The sequence below is a fragment of the Tsuneonella deserti genome (assembly GCF_014644315.1).
GTDB classification, from domain to species: domain Bacteria; phylum Pseudomonadota; class Alphaproteobacteria; order Sphingomonadales; family Sphingomonadaceae; genus Tsuneonella; species Tsuneonella deserti.
Map to the genome: position 1 here is coordinate 2,213,606 of NZ_BMKL01000001.1, position 17,228 is coordinate 2,230,833.

A 17,228-nucleotide genomic window follows, 5' to 3' on the forward strand; every position below is an offset into this window, starting at 1 on the left:
CGGGGTCGGAACGCGCCTGGGCGCCGCCAGCCGGCTTTGACAGAAACGGCGATTGCTGATAGATAGTTACACAAGAAACCTTCTAGGAGAATCGTAGTGGCCGACCTGTTCGAAAACCCCATCGGGCTCGACGGCTTCGAGTTCGTGGAGTTCTGCGCTCCGGAAAAAGGCGTGCTCGAGCCGGTTTTCTCGGCGATGGGGTTCACCCACGTGGCCAACCACCGCAGCAAGGACGTCCAGCTATGGCGTCAGGGCGGCATCAACCTCATCGCCAACTACGAACCGCGCAGCGCGGCGTGGTTCTTCGCGCGCGAGCATGGCCCGTCGGCCTGCGGCATGGCCTTCCGCGTCCGCGATGCGCGCAAGGCTTATGCCGAGCTGCTCGATCGTGGCGCGGAGCCGGTGCAGGTCGAAACCGGTCCGATGGAGCTGCATATCCCGGCGATCCGGGGCATCGGCGGCGCGATCCTCTACCTCGTCGATCGCTATGAGAGCCAGGGCGAAGGCCTTTCGATCTACGACATCGATTTCGAGTACCTGCCCGGCGTGGACCGCCATCCTGCTGGCGCGGGTTTCAGCCACATCGATCACCTCACGCACAACGTCTATGGCGGGCGGATGAAGTTCTGGGCGGACTATTACGAGAAGCTCTTCAACTTCCGCGAGATCCGCTACTTCGACATCAAGGGCGAATACACCGGCCTGACCTCCAAGGCGCTGACCGCGCCCGACGGCAAGATCCGCATCCCGCTCAACGAGGAAGGCGAAGGCGGCAAGGGCCAGATCGAGGAGTTTCTGCGCGAATTCAACGGCGAGGGCATCCAGCACATCGCGCTCATCTGCGACGACCTGTGCGCGTCGTGGGATCGCCTCAAGGCGCTCGGGGTGCCCTTCATGACCGCGCCGCCGGAAACCTACTACCGCATGCTCGACGAGCGCCTGCCGAATCACGGCGAGGACGCCGAGGCGCTGAAGGCGCGCGGCATCCTGCTCGATGGCACGACCGAGGGCGGAAGCCCGCGGCTGCTGCTGCAGATCTTCGCTCAGGCCCAGGTCGGGCCGGTGTTCTTCGAATTCATCCAGCGCAAGGGCGACGAAGGGTTCGGCGAAGGCAACTTCAAGGCGCTGTTCGAGAGCATGGAGCGCGACCAGATCGAGCGCGGCGTGCTGCAGGTGGAGCCGGCCCAATGACCGGCGCGCCGGTCAGGCTCGGCGGCATCCACCACGCGGCCTATCGCTGCAAGGACGCCAAGGAGACCGTCGAGTGGTACGGCCGTGTCCTCGGCATGGATTACACCACCGCGTTCGCCGAGGACCACGTGCCCTCGACCGGCGAGTACGATCCTTACATGCACGTCTTCCTAGACGCCGGTAACGGCAACGTGCTGGCATTCTTCGAACTGCCTAACCAGACCGACATGGGCCGGGACGAGAACACGCCCGCGTGGGTCCAGCACCTCGCCTTCAAGGTCGGCAGCGAGGACGAACTGCTGGCGGCAAAAGAGCATATCGAGGCGCAAGGGATCGAAGTGCTCGGCCCCACGCATCACGGCATCTTCAAATCGATCTACTTCTTCGATCCGAACGGTCACCGGGTGGAGCTCGCCGCGGACATCGGCACGGCCGAACAGTATGCCGAACTCAGACGCGTCGCGCCGATGATGCTCGACGAGTGGTCGCAGACCAAAAAGGCTCCGCGCCACGCCGACTGGCTGCACGAGATCGCGCGCGAGGAACACGCAAAGGCGAAGACCGGGGCTTAACGCCTTCGCAGCACGAAAGTGCTAGCCGCTGGGCGCATGACGGCCCCGCGCAAGATTCTCAGCGTCTTCGGCACTCGCCCCGAAGCCATCAAGCTGTTCCCGCTGGTACGCGCGCTTGAGGCCGACGAACGCTTCGAGAGCCGCGTTTGCGTGTCGGGACAGCATCGCGGGATGCTCGACCAGGTTCTCGAGATCGCCGGGGTGACGCCGGATCACGACCTCGACCTCATGCGCCCCGACCAGTCGCTCGACGCGCTGACCGCAAACCTGCTGACGGGCATGCCGCGTCCTCGATGCCGAGAAACCAGACTGGGTGATCGTCCAGGGCGATACCGCCACCGCGATGGCGGGCGCGCTCGCGGCCTACTATCGCAAAATCCCCGTCACCCACGTCGAAGCCGGGCTGCGTAGCGGCAACATTCACCACCCACAATCGCTCCTTGCCTTTCCCTTGCGAAGCCAGGCCATGTTGTGCGTGGGCGCCTTGGCAATCGTGCTGCTCGCACGATCTCCCGCCGTCAGGTCGCCCACCGGGGCCCGCCCATGATGCGCTGGATCGTGAGAGTGATGCTGGCAGCCATTGCCGTGATCGCCGTGTGCGCGCAGCTCGATCGAGCGAGCTACCTCAAACCGCAGCTATCTGTCGTCGTTCCCAAGCCATTCCGCAGCTTTGCGCAGCCGACCCTTGCCCTCATCGCGTTGGCAGGAGGAGATACGGCGAGCGCGGAGATCGAAGCCCGCAGGCTGGTCCGCCGTCGGCCGATGCCGGCCGAACACCTTTTCACCCTCGCGATGGCGGACTTGCGCAGCGGCCGCCCTGCGGCATTTGCCGCGACATTCCGCGCTGCTTCGACCCGGGGATGGCGCTACGCACCGCTTCAGGTCACCGCCGCACAGGCTGCGCTGGCCAGCGGGGACCTGGCAGGGGCGGCGAACCGGATTGCCGCGCTGTGGGCGGAAAACCCCACCCACCCCTCCTCAGTTCCGCTGACGAGGCAACTGCTCGCCATGAAAGGGGGACCGGAAGCCTTCGCGATCCCACTCGCCAATACGCACGTATGGTCGTCTAACTTCGTACGCCGCGCCGCCAGCCTGGCGCCCCCGGCAAACACGGTAAAGACGGTTGCGGCAGCTCGCCGCGCCGGTGCCGATTTCGACTGCCGTGCTCTCAAGGTTCTTGCATCCGCGTACGCCAAGCGCGGTGAGCAGGTCGCCAGTTCTGAACTTACCTGCAAATAAGGGCGGATCAGCTTTCGGTGCAGAGGAAGATCGCAAGTGCGGCAACCACCAGCGCGAGCAGCGCGAAGTCGCCGCCCGGGATTTGCCACTCGCCAGCTGGGTGGGCCGACGCAGCCGATGCAATCACCGGGCGAGCCTGGCTGGATTCGGCTCCCATCGGTCTGGCGCTTTACATCGGTCTTGTCGGAACACGCGGCGACAAGCGCCGAGACAATCAGAAGCATACCCACAGCAACGGATGCCTCGGATCGACGGCCTCGCCCCATACGCACCTCTTACGACCCCGATCTTGGGGCGACCCGGTGCATCAATCGCGGGCCGTCATTATGGTTGCTGATTATACGCGAGGGCGCATTATTTCATAAGTCGGGCTATCCGTCTATGATATTCGATAATTAACCGCCGGCGTTCTTAGCGGTTGACTGTCAAATCATGGCCGCAAGATCGTCAAGTGGTTCCGGCTCGTCGATCTCGCCCGGCACTTTATCCGGAGACGCCGCAGGCTCGCCGAAGTCGGGGCTTGCGGGCTCGGTTTCCGGAGAGTCGGATATGAACGGCTCGGCGAGAGGCTCGCGTGGTTCTGGAAGGGGACCTGTCCTGTCGGGCTTGGTAGGGGGCACCGATGCCATGGCTGCGCTCCTGTATCGGCGACCAATTTCGCCGGGTCCGCATAATGCGCACCTTAGGTCAGACCCGTCCATCCGGAGTGTGCCTGGCCAGGGCGGGTTCGCAAGAGCGGGCTCTCCGTAGAATTCCGCATACCTCGCGCCCTTTGTGAAGGCCTAGAACGCACTCTGCAGGCGCCTTCCACCAGGTAGCCCGTCCCCCCGTCCCCCGGTGAAGACGCCTGCTTTCTGCCTTGTCATGATCTGACGCACCCTAGTCGAACTGGGAGGCCAGCGACCCATCGAGCTTGTAGGGATCCTTGGCGTAGGCGATCGTTCCGTCCGGCTGGGGGATCGCTGTCATATATACGACATAGACGGGCACGGGCATATCCAGCGCCACCCTCGTCGTTTGCCGGCTCGCCACCACCGCGTCGATCCACGCGCGATCCCAACCCACCTTGCCCAGCAGGATTTGGGCCAGGTCGAAAGGCTTGTCGGTCCGCATGCAGCCGTGGCTCAGCGCCCGGTCTTCGCGCGCGAACAGCTCCTTGGACGGGGTGTCGTGGATGAACATCGACAGCGGGTTGGGCATGTCGAGCCTCATCTGGCCGAGAGAGTTGCCTGGCCCCGGCCCCTGGGTCACGCGCAGCCCGCCGGCGTAGGTCCAGGTATAGCCGCGCCTCCGCGCTTCCGCCGGACGGTTGCGGACCAGGCTGCCGACGCTTTCGCGGATGATCGAGCTGGGCACATACCAGGATGGATTGAGGATCACGCCCGTCACGTCGGCATGGAACTGCGCGGTGGGAGTCGACGGTTTGCCGACGATCACACGATGGCTGGCGACTTCGCGACCGCCCTCATACAGACGCAGCCGGTACTCGGGAATATTCACGACAAGGTACCGCTGGCCCATATCGCGCGGCAGCCAGCGCCATCGCTCGAGCGTCGCGAGAAGGTGACCGCGCGTCTGCTTGTTCGATGGACCACGACGGAGCTCCTGCTTCAGCGCGGCATAGGCAGGATCCTGCGGGGCGAGGGAATCGAGCACGGTCCCCACCTGCCCCGTGCGCATGGCTTCGCGCGCAAGCTGCTCTACACGCGGCGGATCAAGCGTATTGGCAGGAATGAAGTAGCGTCCCCGCGAACCGGGACGGACGTGGCCGCCCGCAAGATCGCTTGCGAGAATGCGGAAGCTTTCCGCGGCCTGATCATCCAGCCTTTGCGGATCTTGCGACTGAAGCGCAGCGCGCAGTGCGTCCGCCTCGTAGTCCGCCGGCCGGAGGCCCTGATTACCCGCATCCTCGATATACGAAAGCAGACTGCTTGCGGTTGCTGTGTCCCAGCGCTCTCCATCGTCCCCCCGCCCCCCGGCTAGTGCGGGTGTGCCGAGCAGCGCCGCGAGCACCGGGAAAATTACGGCCAGGGCCGGAAGGCGCTTGGTGGCGCCGGCGATATTCATGGGCGTATCCTTGCAGGCGCCGTCTCGCCCCGGGCGCACCAAACTAGTGGGCGGCGAAGATCGGCAATGGCGGACGTGCTAGAAGCTGGCGGGTGACTCCGCCGAATGCCCATTCAAGCGATCGGGAATGCCCGTAAGCGCCCATCACCAGGAGCCCGGCCTTGCGGACGCTCGCGGCGTCCGAAAGCGTTTCCGCAACCGATCCCTCCTGGCTGATCGCGACGATCTCGCAGCGGACATCGTGGCGGGCGAGATATTCGGCACCCTCAAGGGAAGGCAGCGCAGGTTGTTCCTTCGGTTCGGGATCAGTCACCTCCACCAGCACGACGCCCGCCATCTCGCGCAGAAGCGGGACCGCAGCCCTGAGCGCGTGAGCCGACTCCAGCGAGCCATTCCACGCCACGATCGCGGGCCGGTCGAACTCGAAGGCGCGAGTCTCTTCCGGGACCAGCAGCAAGGGGGTCCGCGAATGAAGCGCAACGTCACTGACCAGCGGAGACGGTGCGCCCTTGGCGTCGAAGGGTTGGTGCGGCCCCAAGACCACCAGATCGGAAAGCGCCGAGCGCCGGTTGACGATCACCTTCGACCAGCCATCGAGTTGGCACCAGTCCCAGGCCAGGTCCTCTCGCGCCAGACGTGCTTCGAGTTCAGAGCGAACCCGGTCAGCCGCTTCCTGGAAAGCGACCGCCGCCTCCGTAATCATCGCTCCATAAGCGTCGCCGGGAACTCCCAGCTCATACGGAATTGCCTGGAGGAAGGTGACGTGCGCCTGGAAGGCTCGGGCGAGGTCGAGCGATGTCTGGACGCGCGCCTCGAATGCGTGGTCACTATCGACGTGAATAAGTATTGAGCGCACGTTACCGGTCCTTGTTGCCCTGGCCAGGCGACCAATGACGCTATGCAGTCAGTTGGTAACTTGGTAGATTTCCGTAGGCGCAGACTCGACAGGAAGGGCAGACATGGAACTGAAACAGCTGTCATGCCAGTTCGCCGTGACGGGCCAGGTCGCGCCGGGCGATATGGCTGTTGTGGCAAGCCAGGGATTTCGCACTGTTGTCTGCAACCGCCCGGACCACGAAGGCTCAGACCAGCCGGAGGCGAGCCAGCTTGAAGCGGCGGCCGCGCGTCAGGGCCTGCGGTTCGAGTACCTCCCGATCGTTCCGGGCCAGGCGACGGACCTGGACGCCCGGCGGTTGGCCCGGATCCTGGACGAGACGCAAAGCCCCGTGCTTGCCTTCTGCCGCTCCGGTGCGCGGGCCGAAAGCTTGTGGCGCCGGGCGCGGGAACTTTCAGGCGACTGAGCGCACGGAGCTACTGCTCCGCACCAGCGGCTTATCGCGTCGATGATGGCCGGTTCGATTGAACGATCGCGACGATGATCATAGCAAAGGCCAGCAATCTGATCAGGAAAAGCGGGCTGCGCTCCTCGACGGGTATCAGGGTAACAGCCAGCCAGGTGTAGTTCACCGCCAGCAGGAAGAAGCTGAGCGCGAAGGTCAGGAACAGGCGCTGGCGCAGGCGCCGCCAATACGAGAGGAACAAGAGGCCCGCTACCGCGAAGCCCATTGCGACCGCTCCGGAGAGAAACTGCTCCATGTCAGTCACGCTCCACTTCCCAAATGAACCCGAACAATAGCACGGAAACTGCCATCAGCGTCAGAACCAGCCGGGGAGTGCGGAAGCTGACTTCGGTCAGGACCATCTGATCGACCACCACAAGCAGGTTGGACAGGGCCAGAAACACGAAGCAGGCCGCGCTCCAAAGGAGGATCGGCGTGCTGGAAACGGCGTAACGACGCACCAGCAGTGCCGCGCACAGTGCGCTGGCGAAGAAGCACAAAAGATATACCAGATCGGCGAAGGTCGTGATCATAATCAGTCCTTTCGCAGCCGGAATGCATCGGCGAATGCGTTGAGCCCCGGCGAATGGCGCGACACCAGCAGCCTACGGGCCCGCCCCGGAAATCGCCGGTAAAAATCGCATGCCTGCCGGGCGCAAACGGCTGCGTCCGCATTGACCGGAGAAAACTTGAGGGCGCCCTCCTCGACGAATGCCGCCAGACCCGACGCCACGAGCGCCTGCGCTCCCTGGGTGACGACAAGTTCGCTCGACCGCATTCGCTCAACCAGCTGGGCGTGCGTCAGCGCAATCTCCTGATGGTCTAACAGTGTGCACAGAAGCTCAAGGTCCCAGACAGAGGAAAAGCTGTCCAAAATAAAGGTCTCGATTGCAGAGTCGGTGGCCATGCCGACGGATTTCCCCTCATTCTGCAGGTGTCCCGGCGCGCCCTAGGGCACTTGCCGGCGAAGTGTAAACTCCTCTGGAGTCATTCACGAATCTTCGAAAAGACCGCGGGAACCGATTCGCCCCTCAGGAATTCTCCGACAGGGACGGTTGCGCTTTTCTTCCTGCGTTCGGGAGCAGCCACGGACTCGCCTGGAGGGATACGCAGTGTCGAAATACGAATCAGCCCACGGTTGCGATGAACTGCGCGACAGCCTCATCGAATCGCTGACCAGGCTGCGCGAAGGCGACTTCTCGGTTCGGCTCGATCTGCAATCCGGTGATCCGCGGGACCAGGAGATTGCAAGGCTCTTCAACCAGGTCGTCAGTCTCAACGACGCGATCACCGACGAAGTGAACCGCGTCGCGCAGGTCGTCGGCAAGGAAGGGGAGATTACCCAGCGCGCCAAGGTGCGCGCCGCGGAGGGTGGCTGGCAGGTCAAGCTCGACGCGGTCAACGGCCTGATCGACGACATGGTCCAGCCGACTACCGAAGTCGCGCGCGTGATCGGCGCAGTGGCGGAGGGCGACCTGTCGCAGCACATGACCGTCGAGATCGACGGGCGTGAGTTGAAAGGGGAATTCCTGCGCATCGGCAGGGTGGTGAACACCATGGTCGACCAGCTCGGCTCGTTCGCCAGCGAGGTGACGCGCGTGGCGCGCGAAGTGGGCACCGAAGGCAAGTTGGGCGGCCAGGCGCAAGTGCGCGGTGTCGCGGGCACGTGGAAGGACCTCACCGAAAACGTCAACCTGATGGCCGACAACCTCACCGGCCAGGTTCGCAACATTGCCGAAGTGACCACCGCGGTGGCCCGCGGCGATCTCTCCAAGAAGATCACCGTCGATGTGAAAGGCGAGATCCTCGAGCTGAAGAATACCATCAACACGATGGTCGACCAGCTCAACGGCTTCGCTTCCGAAGTGACCCGCGTGGCGCGCGAAGTGGGCACCGAGGGCAAGCTCGGCGGCCAGGCCGAAGTGCCCGGTGTCGCCGGTACCTGGGCGGATCTGACCGACAACGTGAACCTGATGGCGGCGAACCTTACCGGACAGGTCCGCAACATCGCGGACGTGACGACCGCCGTGGCCCGCGGCGATCTCTCAAAGAAGATCACCGTGGAGGTGCGCGGCGAGATCCTGGAACTCAAGAACACCATCAACGTCATGGTGGACCAGCTCAGCAGCTTCGCTTCCGAAGTGTCGCGCGTGGCCCGCGAAGTGGGTACCGAGGGCCGTCTCGGTGGCCAGGCGAAGGTGGAAGGCGTCGCCGGCATCTGGAAGGACCTCACCGACAACGTGAACGAGCTGGCGGCGAACCTTACGGGCCAGGTCCGCAACATCGCCGAAGTCACCACCGCGGTGGCGCTCGGCGACTTGTCGAAGAAAATCACCGTCGATGTGAAGGGCGAGATCGCCGAGCTCAAGAACACCATCAACACGATGGTCGACCAGCTCAACTCGTTCGCCTCGGAAGTGACCCGCGTGGCGCGCGAAGTGGGCTCGGAAGGCAAACTGGGCGGCCAGGCGCAGGTGGAAGGCGTTGCGGGTACCTGGGCCGATCTCACAAACAACGTGAACGAACTCGCGGCCAACCTGACGGGCCAGGTTCGCAACATCGCCGAAGTCACCACGGCGGTGGCCTCGGGCGACTTGTCGAAGAAGATCACCGTCGACGTGAAGGGCGAGATCGCCGAGCTCAAGGGCACCATCAACACGATGGTGGACCAGCTCAACTCGTTCGCCTCGGAAGTGACCCGCGTCGCGCGCGAAGTGGGCACCGAGGGCAAGCTCGGCGGTCAGGCGGCCGTGCCGGGGGTCGGCGGCACGTGGAAGGACCTGACCGACAACGTCAACCTGATGGCGGACAACCTGACCGGCCAGGTCCGCAACATTGCCGAAGTCACCACCGCGGTGGCAAAGGGCGACCTGTCGAAAAAGATCACCGTCGACGTGAAGGGCGAGATTCTCGAGCTGAAGAACACCGTCAACGTGATGGTGGACCAGCTCAACGGCTTCGCATCCGAAGTGACCCGCGTGGCGCGCGAAGTCGGCACCGAGGGCAAGCTCGGCGGTCAGGCGGCCGTGCCGGGGGTCGGCGGCACGTGGAAGGACCTGACCGACAACGTCAACCTGATGGCGAGCAACCTTACCAACCAGGTGCGCGGCATCGCCGACGTCGTAACCGCGGTCGCCCAGGGCAACCTGAATCGCAAGCTCACCGTGGATGCGAAGGGCGAAATTGCCGCTCTCGCCGAGACGATCAACGGGATGATCGAGACGCTTTCCACCTTCGGCGACCAGGTGACCAACATGGCGCGCGAAGTCGGTGTGGAAGGCCGGCTTGGCGGCCAAGCGCGCGTGCCGGGCGCCGCGGGTCTCTGGCGCGACCTCACCGACAACGTGAACCAGCTTGCCGCGAACCTTACCAACCAGGTCCGCTCCATCGCCGAGGTGGCGACCGCGGTGACCAAGGGCGATCTTACCCGATCGATCTCGGTGGAGGCCCTGGGCGAGATGGCCGCGCTGAAGGACAACATCAACGAGATGATCCGCAACCTGAAGGATCAGACGCTCAAGAATGCCGAACAGGACTGGCTCAAGACCAACCTGGCCCGCTTCAGCCGCATGCTGCAGGGCGAGCGCGACCTTGCGACAATTTCCAACCTGATCATGAGCGAGCTCGCGCCGCTGGTAAACGCTCAGTACGGCGTGTTCTACGTCGCCAATGCCAACGATACCGAAGAGACTACACTCGACCTTGTCGCGAGCTACGGGGCCGGCAGCCGCGACGCCATGAAGCCGCGCTTCGCGCTGCGCGAAGGATTGATCGGCCAGGCCGCGGCCGACAAGCGGCCGATGCGGCTCGATAAAGTGCCCGGCGACTACGTCCGCATTGCGTCCGGCCTGGGTGACGGGCGTCCGGCGCACCTCAATATCCTGCCCGCGCTGTTCGAGGACGAGGTCAAGGCAGTCATCGAGCTCGCAAGCTTCGAGGAGTTCAACGAGACGCACCACAGCTTCCTCACCCAGCTGATGGAGACCGTCGGCATCGTGCTGAACACGATCGCCGCGACCATGCGGACGGAAGAGCTGCTCAAGGAATCGCAGCTGCTGACCCAGGAGCTGCAGGCGCGCCAGACGGAACTCACGACCAAGCAGGAAGAACTGCACGCGACCAACGAGGAACTGCAGGAGAAGGCGCAGCTGCTCGAGAACGAGAAGCGCCAGGTCGAAGCGAAGAACTTCGAAATCGACATGGCCCGCCGCGCGGTCGAGGAAAAGGCCGAGCAGCTCGCCCTCACCTCGAAGTACAAGAGCGAGTTCCTGGCCAACATGAGCCACGAGCTGCGCACCCCGCTCAATTCGCTGCTCATCCTGTCGAAGCTGTTGGCCGACAATCAGGATGGCAACCTCAATCCCAAGCAGACCGAGTTCGCGCGCACGATCCATGGCGCTGGCACCGATCTGCTCAATCTCATCAACGACATCCTCGATCTGTCGAAAATCGAATCAGGCACCGTGTCGATCGAGCTCGGCGATATGCCGCTGACCTCGCTTCAGCGGCACATGGAACGAACCTTCCGCCAGCTTGCGTCCGAGAAGGGCATCGACTTCGAGGTCCAGTTCGCGTCCGATCTCCCGGCATCGATTCACACCGACGAGAAGCGCTTGCAGCAGGTGGTTCTCAACCTGCTGTCCAATGCCTTCAAATTTACCGATCAGGGCAAGGTCCAACTCGAAGTCGGGATCGCCCGCTCGGGATGGAGCGCCGGCCACCCGGTCCTGCGGGACGTGAGCGAAGCGCTGGAGATATCGGTGACCGATACCGGCATCGGCATCCCGTCGGATAAGCAGAAGCTGATCTTCGAGCCCTTCCACCAGGCCGATGGCACCACCAGCCGCAAGTACGGCGGCACTGGCCTGGGCCTCTCGATCAGTCGCGAGATCGCCGGGCTTCTGGGCGGGGAACTGCAAGTCCGCTCGACGCCCGGTCAAGGCTCGACCTTCACGCTTTTTCTGCCGTTCCATGCCGCGGCAGCGCCGGCACTATCCCATCCCGTTGCATTCGAAACGGAGGAGCCGGCAAGCGACGCGGTTATCGCTCCGGAGCCGACCGACGACCGCGGCGATCTGGGACCGGATCCCTTCGTGCTGATCGTCGAAGACGATCCCACCTTCGCATCAATCCTGCTCGATCTCGCGCATGGTGCCGGGCTCAAGGGCGTGGTCTGCCCAACCGGCACGGGAAGCGCAGCCCTGGCGCGCAAGCTGCAGCCATGGGCGATCACGCTCGATCTCGGCCTCAGCGACATGAACGGTTTCGTCCTGCTCGACCTCCTCAGGCAGGAAAGCGAGACGGCGTCTATCCCGGTCTACGTCATTTCAGGACGCGACATGGCCGAAGATGCGCTGGGACTGGGCGCCGCCGAGGTGTTCGAGAAACCTGTCGAGCACGACCGGCTGAGCGCGATGTTCTCCGAAGTCGCCAAGCGCAAGCGGCGCAAGTCCCGCGCCACCGTTTCGCGTGGCAATACCGGCGGCGCAGGCCAGCTGGCCGGCAAGAAATTGCTCATCGTCGATGATGACATCCGCAATATCTACTCGCTCACCAGCGTGCTGGAGGCCCACGGCGCCGAAATCCTCTACGCCGAACGCGGCCAGGAGGGCATCGACCTGCTCGTTGCCCATCCCCAAGTGGACGCTGCCCTGATCGACATCATGATGCCCGAAATGGACGGATACGAGACGATGCGCCGCATCCGCTCCAATCCTGCGATCGCCGGCATTCCGCTGGTCGCGGTGACGGCCAAGGCAATGGCGGGCGATCGCCAGAAGTGCCTCGACGCGGGGGCGAGCGACTACATCGCCAAGCCGGTCGACATCGATGTCCTTCTCGCCCTCCTTCGCGTGACCACGGAGCGGGCGGGCATCAGCAAGGGTGAGCGGTCGGCGAGCGCCAAGGCAGCCGCATGAACCTCCTCGCGAGCGGCCGCGGCAGCAACGCGGCGCGAATACTCGTCGTCGACGATGATGAGCGAAACCTTCTGGCACTGACCGAGGTGCTTAAGCCGATTGCCGACGTAGTATGCGCTACTTCCGGTCGCGACGCGCTGCGCCAGCTCCTTCGCAATGAGTTCGCAGTCATCCTCCTCGATGTCTTCATGCCGGAACTCGACGGTTACGAGACCGCGGCCCTCATCCGCGAGCGTGAGCAGAGCGCGCGGATCCCGATTATCTTCCTCTCCGCCGTGAACAAGGAAACCGAGCACTTGATGCGCGGCTACGAAATGGGCGCCGTGGACTATGTCTTCAAACCGGTCGATCCGGTGATCCTGAAATCGAAAGTCGGCGTCTTCGTCGATCTATTCGAGATGCGCCGGCAGCTCGAAATCAGCGAGCGGCGCCAGGCATCGATCCTTCGCGCGCTGCCGATGGCGATCTACGAAGTCACCGAGAAGGATGGCGAGCTGCTGCGCCAGTTTCACGGCGGTGACCTGAGTCATTTCCTTGGCGACGAGGCAGACGCGGTCCTGAGGGGCGAGCGTGCCTGGGAAGAGTGGGTGCACTCGGACGACCGCGAGCAGCTTTACCGGGAGGCGGAACGCGGTGGCGACACGGTGACCGTCGAATACCGCTGGGTCGGCCCGGCGGGATCGCGTCACCATATCCTCGACCAGAGGATCGCGACCAGCCCGATAACCGGCCAGCGGCGTTGGGCGGGCTCCCTGCTGGACATCACCGAGCGCAAGGAACTCGAAGCCCGGCTCGTCCACGCCGGCAAGATCGATGCCTTGGGCCAGTTGACTGGCGGGGTGGCTCACGACTTCAACAATCTTCTTGCCGCGGTGCTCGGCGGCATCGGCATTCTGCAGCGACGCCTCGAACTGGGTGAGCGCGAGCAGCGCGTCATCGAGCAGATGCGCCACGCCGTAACCCAAGGGACCGACCTGGTGCGGCGCATGATGGCATTCGCCCGTCAACAGGACCTTTCTCCGGCAAGCATGGACCCGTCGGACCTGTGCGAATCCGTCGCGGGACTGGTTTCGCATACGCTCGGCGGAACCGTCACCGTCGCCTGGGAATGCCCCAAGACGGGCCTCAACCTCTATGTCGACCGGAGTCAGCTCGAGCTTGCATTGATGAACCTGATCATCAACGCTCGCGATGCGATGCCTTCGGGAGGGGAGATCCGGGTTTCGATCGCGCGCGACGAGGGTGCCGCGAACAACGACCCCAGGCTGCGCATCCGGATCGAAGACGAAGGCTGCGGGATTCCGGCGGAGGCGATCGAAAAGGTCACGGAGCCGTTCTTCACGACCAAGGAAACCGGCAAGGGCACGGGGCTGGGCCTTTCGATGGTCTCGGGCTTTGTACACCAGTCGGGCGGCGAATTGCGGATCGAGAGTGTCGTTGGCAAGGGCACCACCATCGACCTCGTTCTACCCGCGACCGAGGCCACTGCCGCTGCCCTTTCGAGCGATGACGCAAGCGATCTCGGGTGGCTGGCGGACAAGAGCCTCATGCTCATCGATGACGACGAGGCGGTGCGCACGATCCTGAGCGAGCAGTTTCGCGATGCCGGCGCCCGGATCGATGACTTCGCCTGCGGACAAGACGCGATCTCGGCTATCCGCGACGCCCCCCAGAAATACGACTACATCCTGAGCGACTTCGCAATGCCGGAGATGGACGGTCTCGAAACTCTGCGCACGATCGGCGAGATCGCACCCGAAGCGCGGGCGGTTTTGATGACCGGCAATGCCGATGATCTCAGGCTCGGCAGTCAGCATAGCATTCCGCTCGTCCGCAAGCCGCTCGACCCGGCGGCTCTCGCAAAGGCATTCAATCCGTGACGAGAGCCGGCTGAGCCGATCCTGTCATGTGTCCGAAAACTGGATAAGTCAGGATTCGGCAGGCCTGAACGCCCCAGAAGGACGAGGTCGATACGTTCGTCCTGAATGGCGCGGCCGGGCTACGGCAGGCTGCATCTCCTTGTGCCCTCCTTCAGCGAGTAAGGGCTGAACAGGTGCGGCAGCGTGTCTTCGGGCCCGATAAATTGCCCTGCTGCTGTCGATCAGGGTGAGGCACCGAACAACGATCAGTTCCCATCCTGTCGCCACGTGAAAAATTGATGGACGGCTCTGGAGCGTTTTTTCACCTGCGCGGTTCTGCGAACAAGGAGATCGTATTGAACTATCAACAGGGTCTGGCCGTCGCTGTACTGGCCGGCACGATGGCGTTGTTCGTCTGGGGCAGATGGCGCTATGACATGGTGGCGGTCGCGGGCCTGCTGGCAGGAGTGCTCGCCGGCGTAGTCCCCACCGACGAAGCCTTTTCCGGTTTCAGCAACGACATCGTCATCATCGTAGCGAGCGCGCTGGTGGTGAGCGCCGCGGTGGCACGCTCCGGTGTCATTGAACACGCTGTGCAGGCGATCTCGCCTCGCCTCAAGGGATTCCGGTCACAGCTGTTTCTCCTGATCGCGGCCGTCGCGCTCATGAGTGCGTTCGTGAAGAACATCGGGGCGCTGGCGATAATGATGCCGATTGCGATGCAGATGGCCAAACGGTCGGGCACATCGATTTCCTGCTATCTCATGCCGATGGCTTTTGCCTCGTTGCTCGGCGGCCTGATGACGCTCGTCGGCACCTCTCCCAACATCATTGTCTCGGGGATACGCGAAGACCTGACCGGCAAGCCTTTCCAGATGTTCGATTACGCGCCGGTGGGCGCGCTTCTGACACTTGCAGGGCTTGCGTTTCTCGCCGTGGGCTACCGCCTGCTCCCAGGAGGCCAGAAACCGGCCGCGAGCATCGGAGAGGCTCTCAACATCAACGCCTACGTGACGGAGGCCCGGGTCCCCGCCGGATCTGCGGCGGAAGGCAAGGACGCCGCAGAGATAGCCGCCGACGGCGAGGATGAGGTGACCGTAACCCGCGTCGTGCGCGAGGGGTCGCGTCGCGTCCGGCCCAGCGAGGCCGTTCTTGAAGAAGGCGATATCGTCCTGCTCGAAGGCGCGCCCGATGCGCTCGAGCGCACGATCGCGAAACAGAATCTGGAGCTGGAAGGTCAGGATCGCGTCTTTGCATCAGAACCCACCGACGAGATCGGCGTGATCGAGGCTGTAATCGCCCGCGGTTCGCTTCTGGAGGGCCGCGCTGCGGGCCGTCTGGAGCTGCACAGGCGCTTCGACATCAATCTCCTGGCGGTCGGCCGGAGCGGCGCGCGCCTGACCGATCGCCTGCGCGATATCCGTCTGCGGGCGGGCGATGTCATCGTGCTGCAGGGAGTTCTCAGCAGTTTTCCCGAACGGCTGCGTGAGCTTGGAGTGCTTCCGCTGGCAGAACGCGAAGTCCGCCTGGGTAGCGCCACGCGCACCATCGTACCGGTGTCGGTGCTCGCGGTTTCGATGGTGCTCACGGCGCTGGGCGTAGTGCCTGTCGAGATCGCTTTCTTCGCCGCCGCGGCGGTCATAGTCGCCCTGGGCGCCCTGCCCTTGCGTGAAGCCTACACGGCGATCGACTGGCCGATCCTGGTCATGCTCGCAGCTCTCATTCCGCTAAGCGCATCGCTCGAGCAAACCGGCGCCACCGATCTCCTCGCGCGCCAGCTTTCGGCGTGGGCCTGGGGAATGCCGCCAGTCGGCGCGCTGGCTCTGATCATGGTGGCGGCAATGGCGGTTACTCCATTCCTGAACAATGCGGCGACCGTGCTGGTCATGGCACCCGTCGCCGCCCTGTTCGCAAAAGAGCTGGGATACAGGCCCGATCCCTTCCTGATGGCGGTGGCCGTGGGCGCCGCGTGCGACTTCCTCACCCCGATCGGCCATCAGTGCAACACGCTGGTCATGGGGCCGGGCGGCTATCGCTTCGGAGACTACTGGCGCCTCGGGCTGCCCCTTTCGCTACTCGTCGTCGGGCTGGGAGTTCCGCTGATCGCGCTTGTCTGGCCGTTGCGATAGGCCGCCAAGGCCGGGCCGGGCCTCACAACATTCTAGCGCAAATGCTGCAGCTTATGCCGGAGCGATGGAACCGCCGCCTCCGCCTGTCGCTTCCATCCATGCGTCCGCATGAACGGACAGGTTCAACAAGAGGAAAGCATGATGGCAGACCAGAACGGAACCCCCGGCAACGCGCCGAACCAGTTCGCGCAGGTCGGTATGGGTGGAAGCCAGGGCGGCGGGCAGTTCGAGCAGGATGCGGGCCAGTCGGGTTCGCTACAGGATCAGCAGGGCGGCACTACCACCACCCGCTCCGTCCCGGTCGGCGAAGAGGCCGCCCGCCGCGCCGCCCAGCAGGAACAGGGCCAGTCGCATGAGCGCCTCGCGCCGATTCAAGCGACCACGAAAGAATGAGTGGCTCCGATCGCTCTCGGGACGAGCGGACCTCGGATATCTGACGATTGTTCGGCGCGGTCGTCTCGCATGAAGCAGGGACGACCGCCGCTTTGTCCGATGGTTAGGCTTCGGCCGCCCGGCGCCGCAGCGGGATCACTTGCGGAGGCGTCGACGGCACCGCTGTCCTCTTCGCCAGCGCCAGTTCCTCTGGCCCGAGCGGCTTTATGAAGGCAATGCCCGCGCTGCCGCGCTTTGCCCACCGCAGTCGCCCTTCGATCGGCCCGACATCCCCGAGCCAGACCTGCAGCACGTCAGACTTGGTCACCGCTGCGGTCACCCCCTTCACCCGGCAGCCGCGTTCGTCCAGGTCGAGGATCGCAATGTCCTCGCCGGCGCCCTCGCCCACGACACAACGACCTTCGAGCGAGACGAAGTCACGATCTCCCGCGCGCGGTCCGCTGTAATGAGTGGCAAGCTTGGGTCGGTTCAATTTGGCCATGGACCAGCGTTGCTCCGACCAGGGTTAAGGGTTCGCTTG

General features: G+C 64.0%; 16 protein-coding genes and 1 pseudogene. 9 read left to right on the top strand and 8 right to left on the bottom strand.

Going from position 1 to position 17,228, the window contains the following annotated elements; translation table 11 throughout:
- Positions 1 to 96: 96 nt before the first annotated feature.
- The 4 genes and pseudogenes from hppD to IEW58_RS10930 all read left to right on the top strand — a co-directional run bounded on the left by hppD (position 97) and on the right by IEW58_RS10930 (position 3,002).
- The gene (hppD, locus tag IEW58_RS10915) at positions 97 to 1,191 is read left to right on the top strand and encodes a 4-hydroxyphenylpyruvate dioxygenase (protein WP_188645144.1); all 1,095 of its coding nucleotides are present in this window, start codon (positions 97 to 99) and stop codon (positions 1,189 to 1,191) included.
- Positions 1,188 to 1,763, top strand: a complete 576-nt coding sequence (locus tag IEW58_RS10920; RefSeq protein ID WP_188645145.1) for a VOC family protein — start codon at positions 1,188 to 1,190, stop codon at positions 1,761 to 1,763. Before hppD ends, IEW58_RS10920 begins: the two co-directional genes overlap by 4 nt.
- Positions 1,764 to 1,799: 36 nt before the next feature.
- A pseudogene (locus IEW58_RS10925) lies at positions 1,800 to 2,193 on the top strand (UDP-N-acetylglucosamine 2-epimerase); the annotation flags it as partial.
- 113 nt (positions 2,194 to 2,306) lie between these two features.
- Positions 2,307 to 3,002 carry a hypothetical protein gene (locus IEW58_RS10930; protein ID WP_188645146.1) on the top strand — a complete coding sequence of 232 codons (696 nt, stop codon included), beginning with the start codon at positions 2,307 to 2,309 and terminating at the stop codon, positions 3,000 to 3,002.
- Between the two features lie 7 nt (positions 3,003 to 3,009).
- Here the strand turns inward: IEW58_RS10930 and IEW58_RS10935 are convergent, their stop codons facing one another.
- From IEW58_RS10935 to IEW58_RS10950, 4 genes are all read right to left on the bottom strand, one after another.
- The gene (locus tag IEW58_RS10935) at positions 3,010 to 3,159 is read right to left on the bottom strand and encodes a hypothetical protein (protein ID WP_188645147.1); all 150 of its coding nucleotides are present in this window, start codon (positions 3,157 to 3,159) and stop codon (positions 3,010 to 3,012) included.
- A gap of 268 nt (positions 3,160 to 3,427) precedes the next feature.
- Complete coding sequence (locus IEW58_RS10940) at positions 3,428 to 3,631, bottom strand: hypothetical protein (protein WP_188645148.1); 204 nt, start codon at positions 3,629 to 3,631, stop codon at positions 3,428 to 3,430.
- Between the two features lie 250 nt (positions 3,632 to 3,881).
- Positions 3,882 to 5,069, bottom strand: a complete 1,188-nt coding sequence (locus tag IEW58_RS10945) for a L,D-transpeptidase family protein (protein WP_188645149.1) — start codon at positions 5,067 to 5,069, stop codon at positions 3,882 to 3,884.
- Positions 5,070 to 5,112: 43 nt separating this feature from the next.
- Complete coding sequence (locus tag IEW58_RS10950) at positions 5,113 to 5,925, bottom strand: universal stress protein (RefSeq protein WP_188645150.1); 813 nt, start codon at positions 5,923 to 5,925, stop codon at positions 5,113 to 5,115.
- A 103-nt stretch (positions 5,926 to 6,028) separates the two neighbouring features.
- On the opposite strand from IEW58_RS10950, the gene IEW58_RS10955 reads away from it, so the two are divergent.
- The gene (locus IEW58_RS10955) at positions 6,029 to 6,370 is read left to right on the top strand and encodes a protein tyrosine phosphatase family protein (protein WP_188645151.1); all 342 of its coding nucleotides are present in this window, start codon (positions 6,029 to 6,031) and stop codon (positions 6,368 to 6,370) included.
- 31 nt (positions 6,371 to 6,401) lie between these two features.
- On the opposite strand, the gene IEW58_RS10960 is transcribed toward IEW58_RS10955, so the two are convergent.
- From IEW58_RS10960 to IEW58_RS10970, 3 genes are read right to left on the bottom strand one after another with little or no spacing between them, the layout of a single operon-like run.
- Complete coding sequence (locus IEW58_RS10960; RefSeq protein WP_188645780.1) at positions 6,402 to 6,665, bottom strand: DUF5985 family protein; 264 nt, start codon at positions 6,663 to 6,665, stop codon at positions 6,402 to 6,404.
- A 1-nt stretch (position 6,666) separates the two neighbouring features.
- Positions 6,667 to 6,942, bottom strand: coding sequence for a DUF5985 family protein (locus IEW58_RS10965; protein ID WP_188645152.1), 276 nt, complete (start codon positions 6,940 to 6,942; stop codon positions 6,667 to 6,669).
- Between the two features lie 2 nt (positions 6,943 to 6,944).
- Positions 6,945 to 7,316, bottom strand: coding sequence for a hypothetical protein (locus tag IEW58_RS10970; RefSeq protein ID WP_188645153.1), 372 nt, complete (start codon positions 7,314 to 7,316; stop codon positions 6,945 to 6,947).
- A gap of 205 nt (positions 7,317 to 7,521) precedes the next feature.
- On the opposite strand from IEW58_RS10970, the gene IEW58_RS10975 reads away from it, so the two are divergent.
- From IEW58_RS10975 to IEW58_RS10990, 4 genes are all read left to right on the top strand, one after another.
- Complete coding sequence (locus IEW58_RS10975) at positions 7,522 to 12,327, top strand: HAMP domain-containing protein (protein WP_229658551.1); 4,806 nt, start codon at positions 7,522 to 7,524, stop codon at positions 12,325 to 12,327.
- On the top strand, positions 12,324 to 14,207 hold the full coding sequence (locus IEW58_RS10980) for a response regulator (protein WP_188645154.1): 1,884 nt from the start codon (positions 12,324 to 12,326) through the stop codon (positions 14,205 to 14,207). The genes IEW58_RS10975 and IEW58_RS10980 overlap by 4 nt, the downstream gene beginning before the upstream one ends.
- A gap of 335 nt (positions 14,208 to 14,542) precedes the next feature.
- Positions 14,543 to 16,315 carry an SLC13 family permease gene (locus IEW58_RS10985; protein ID WP_229658552.1) on the top strand — a complete coding sequence of 591 codons (1,773 nt, stop codon included), beginning with the start codon at positions 14,543 to 14,545 and terminating at the stop codon, positions 16,313 to 16,315.
- A 141-nt stretch (positions 16,316 to 16,456) separates the two neighbouring features.
- Positions 16,457 to 16,708, top strand: a complete 252-nt coding sequence (locus IEW58_RS10990) for a hypothetical protein (protein ID WP_188645156.1) — start codon at positions 16,457 to 16,459, stop codon at positions 16,706 to 16,708.
- 103 nt (positions 16,709 to 16,811) lie between these two features.
- Here the strand turns inward: IEW58_RS10990 and IEW58_RS10995 are convergent, their stop codons facing one another.
- Positions 16,812 to 17,189, bottom strand: coding sequence for a hypothetical protein (locus IEW58_RS10995; RefSeq protein WP_188645157.1), 378 nt, complete (start codon positions 17,187 to 17,189; stop codon positions 16,812 to 16,814).
- Between the last annotated feature and the right edge of the window lie 39 nt (positions 17,190 to 17,228).

Excerpts from the sequence above, each read along its gene's own strand:
- IEW58_RS10920 (WP_188645145.1), top strand. The coding sequence starts at position 1,188 with ATGACCGGCGCGCCGGTCAGGCTCGGCGGCATCCACCACGCGGCCTAT.
- IEW58_RS10930 (WP_188645146.1), top strand. The coding sequence starts at position 2,307 with ATGATGCGCTGGATCGTGAGAGTGATGCTGGCAGCCATTGCCGTGATC.
- IEW58_RS10935 (WP_188645147.1), bottom strand. The coding sequence starts at position 3,159 with ATGGGAGCCGAATCCAGCCAGGCTCGCCCGGTGATTGCATCGGCTGCG.
- IEW58_RS10940 (WP_188645148.1), bottom strand. The coding sequence starts at position 3,631 with ATGGCATCGGTGCCCCCTACCAAGCCCGACAGGACAGGTCCCCTTCCA.
- IEW58_RS10945 (WP_188645149.1), bottom strand. The coding sequence starts at position 5,069 with ATGAATATCGCCGGCGCCACCAAGCGCCTTCCGGCCCTGGCCGTAATT.
- IEW58_RS10955 (WP_188645151.1), top strand. The coding sequence starts at position 6,029 with ATGGAACTGAAACAGCTGTCATGCCAGTTCGCCGTGACGGGCCAGGTC.
- IEW58_RS10960 (WP_188645780.1), bottom strand. The coding sequence starts at position 6,665 with ATGGAGCAGTTTCTCTCCGGAGCGGTCGCAATGGGCTTCGCGGTAGCG.
- IEW58_RS10965 (WP_188645152.1), bottom strand. The coding sequence starts at position 6,942 with ATGATCACGACCTTCGCCGATCTGGTATATCTTTTGTGCTTCTTCGCC.
- IEW58_RS10970 (WP_188645153.1), bottom strand. The coding sequence starts at position 7,316 with ATGGCCACCGACTCTGCAATCGAGACCTTTATTTTGGACAGCTTTTCC.
- IEW58_RS10980 (WP_188645154.1), top strand. The coding sequence starts at position 12,324 with ATGAACCTCCTCGCGAGCGGCCGCGGCAGCAACGCGGCGCGAATACTC.
- IEW58_RS10990 (WP_188645156.1), top strand. The coding sequence starts at position 16,457 with ATGGCAGACCAGAACGGAACCCCCGGCAACGCGCCGAACCAGTTCGCG.
- IEW58_RS10995 (WP_188645157.1), bottom strand. The coding sequence starts at position 17,189 with ATGGCCAAATTGAACCGACCCAAGCTTGCCACTCATTACAGCGGACCG.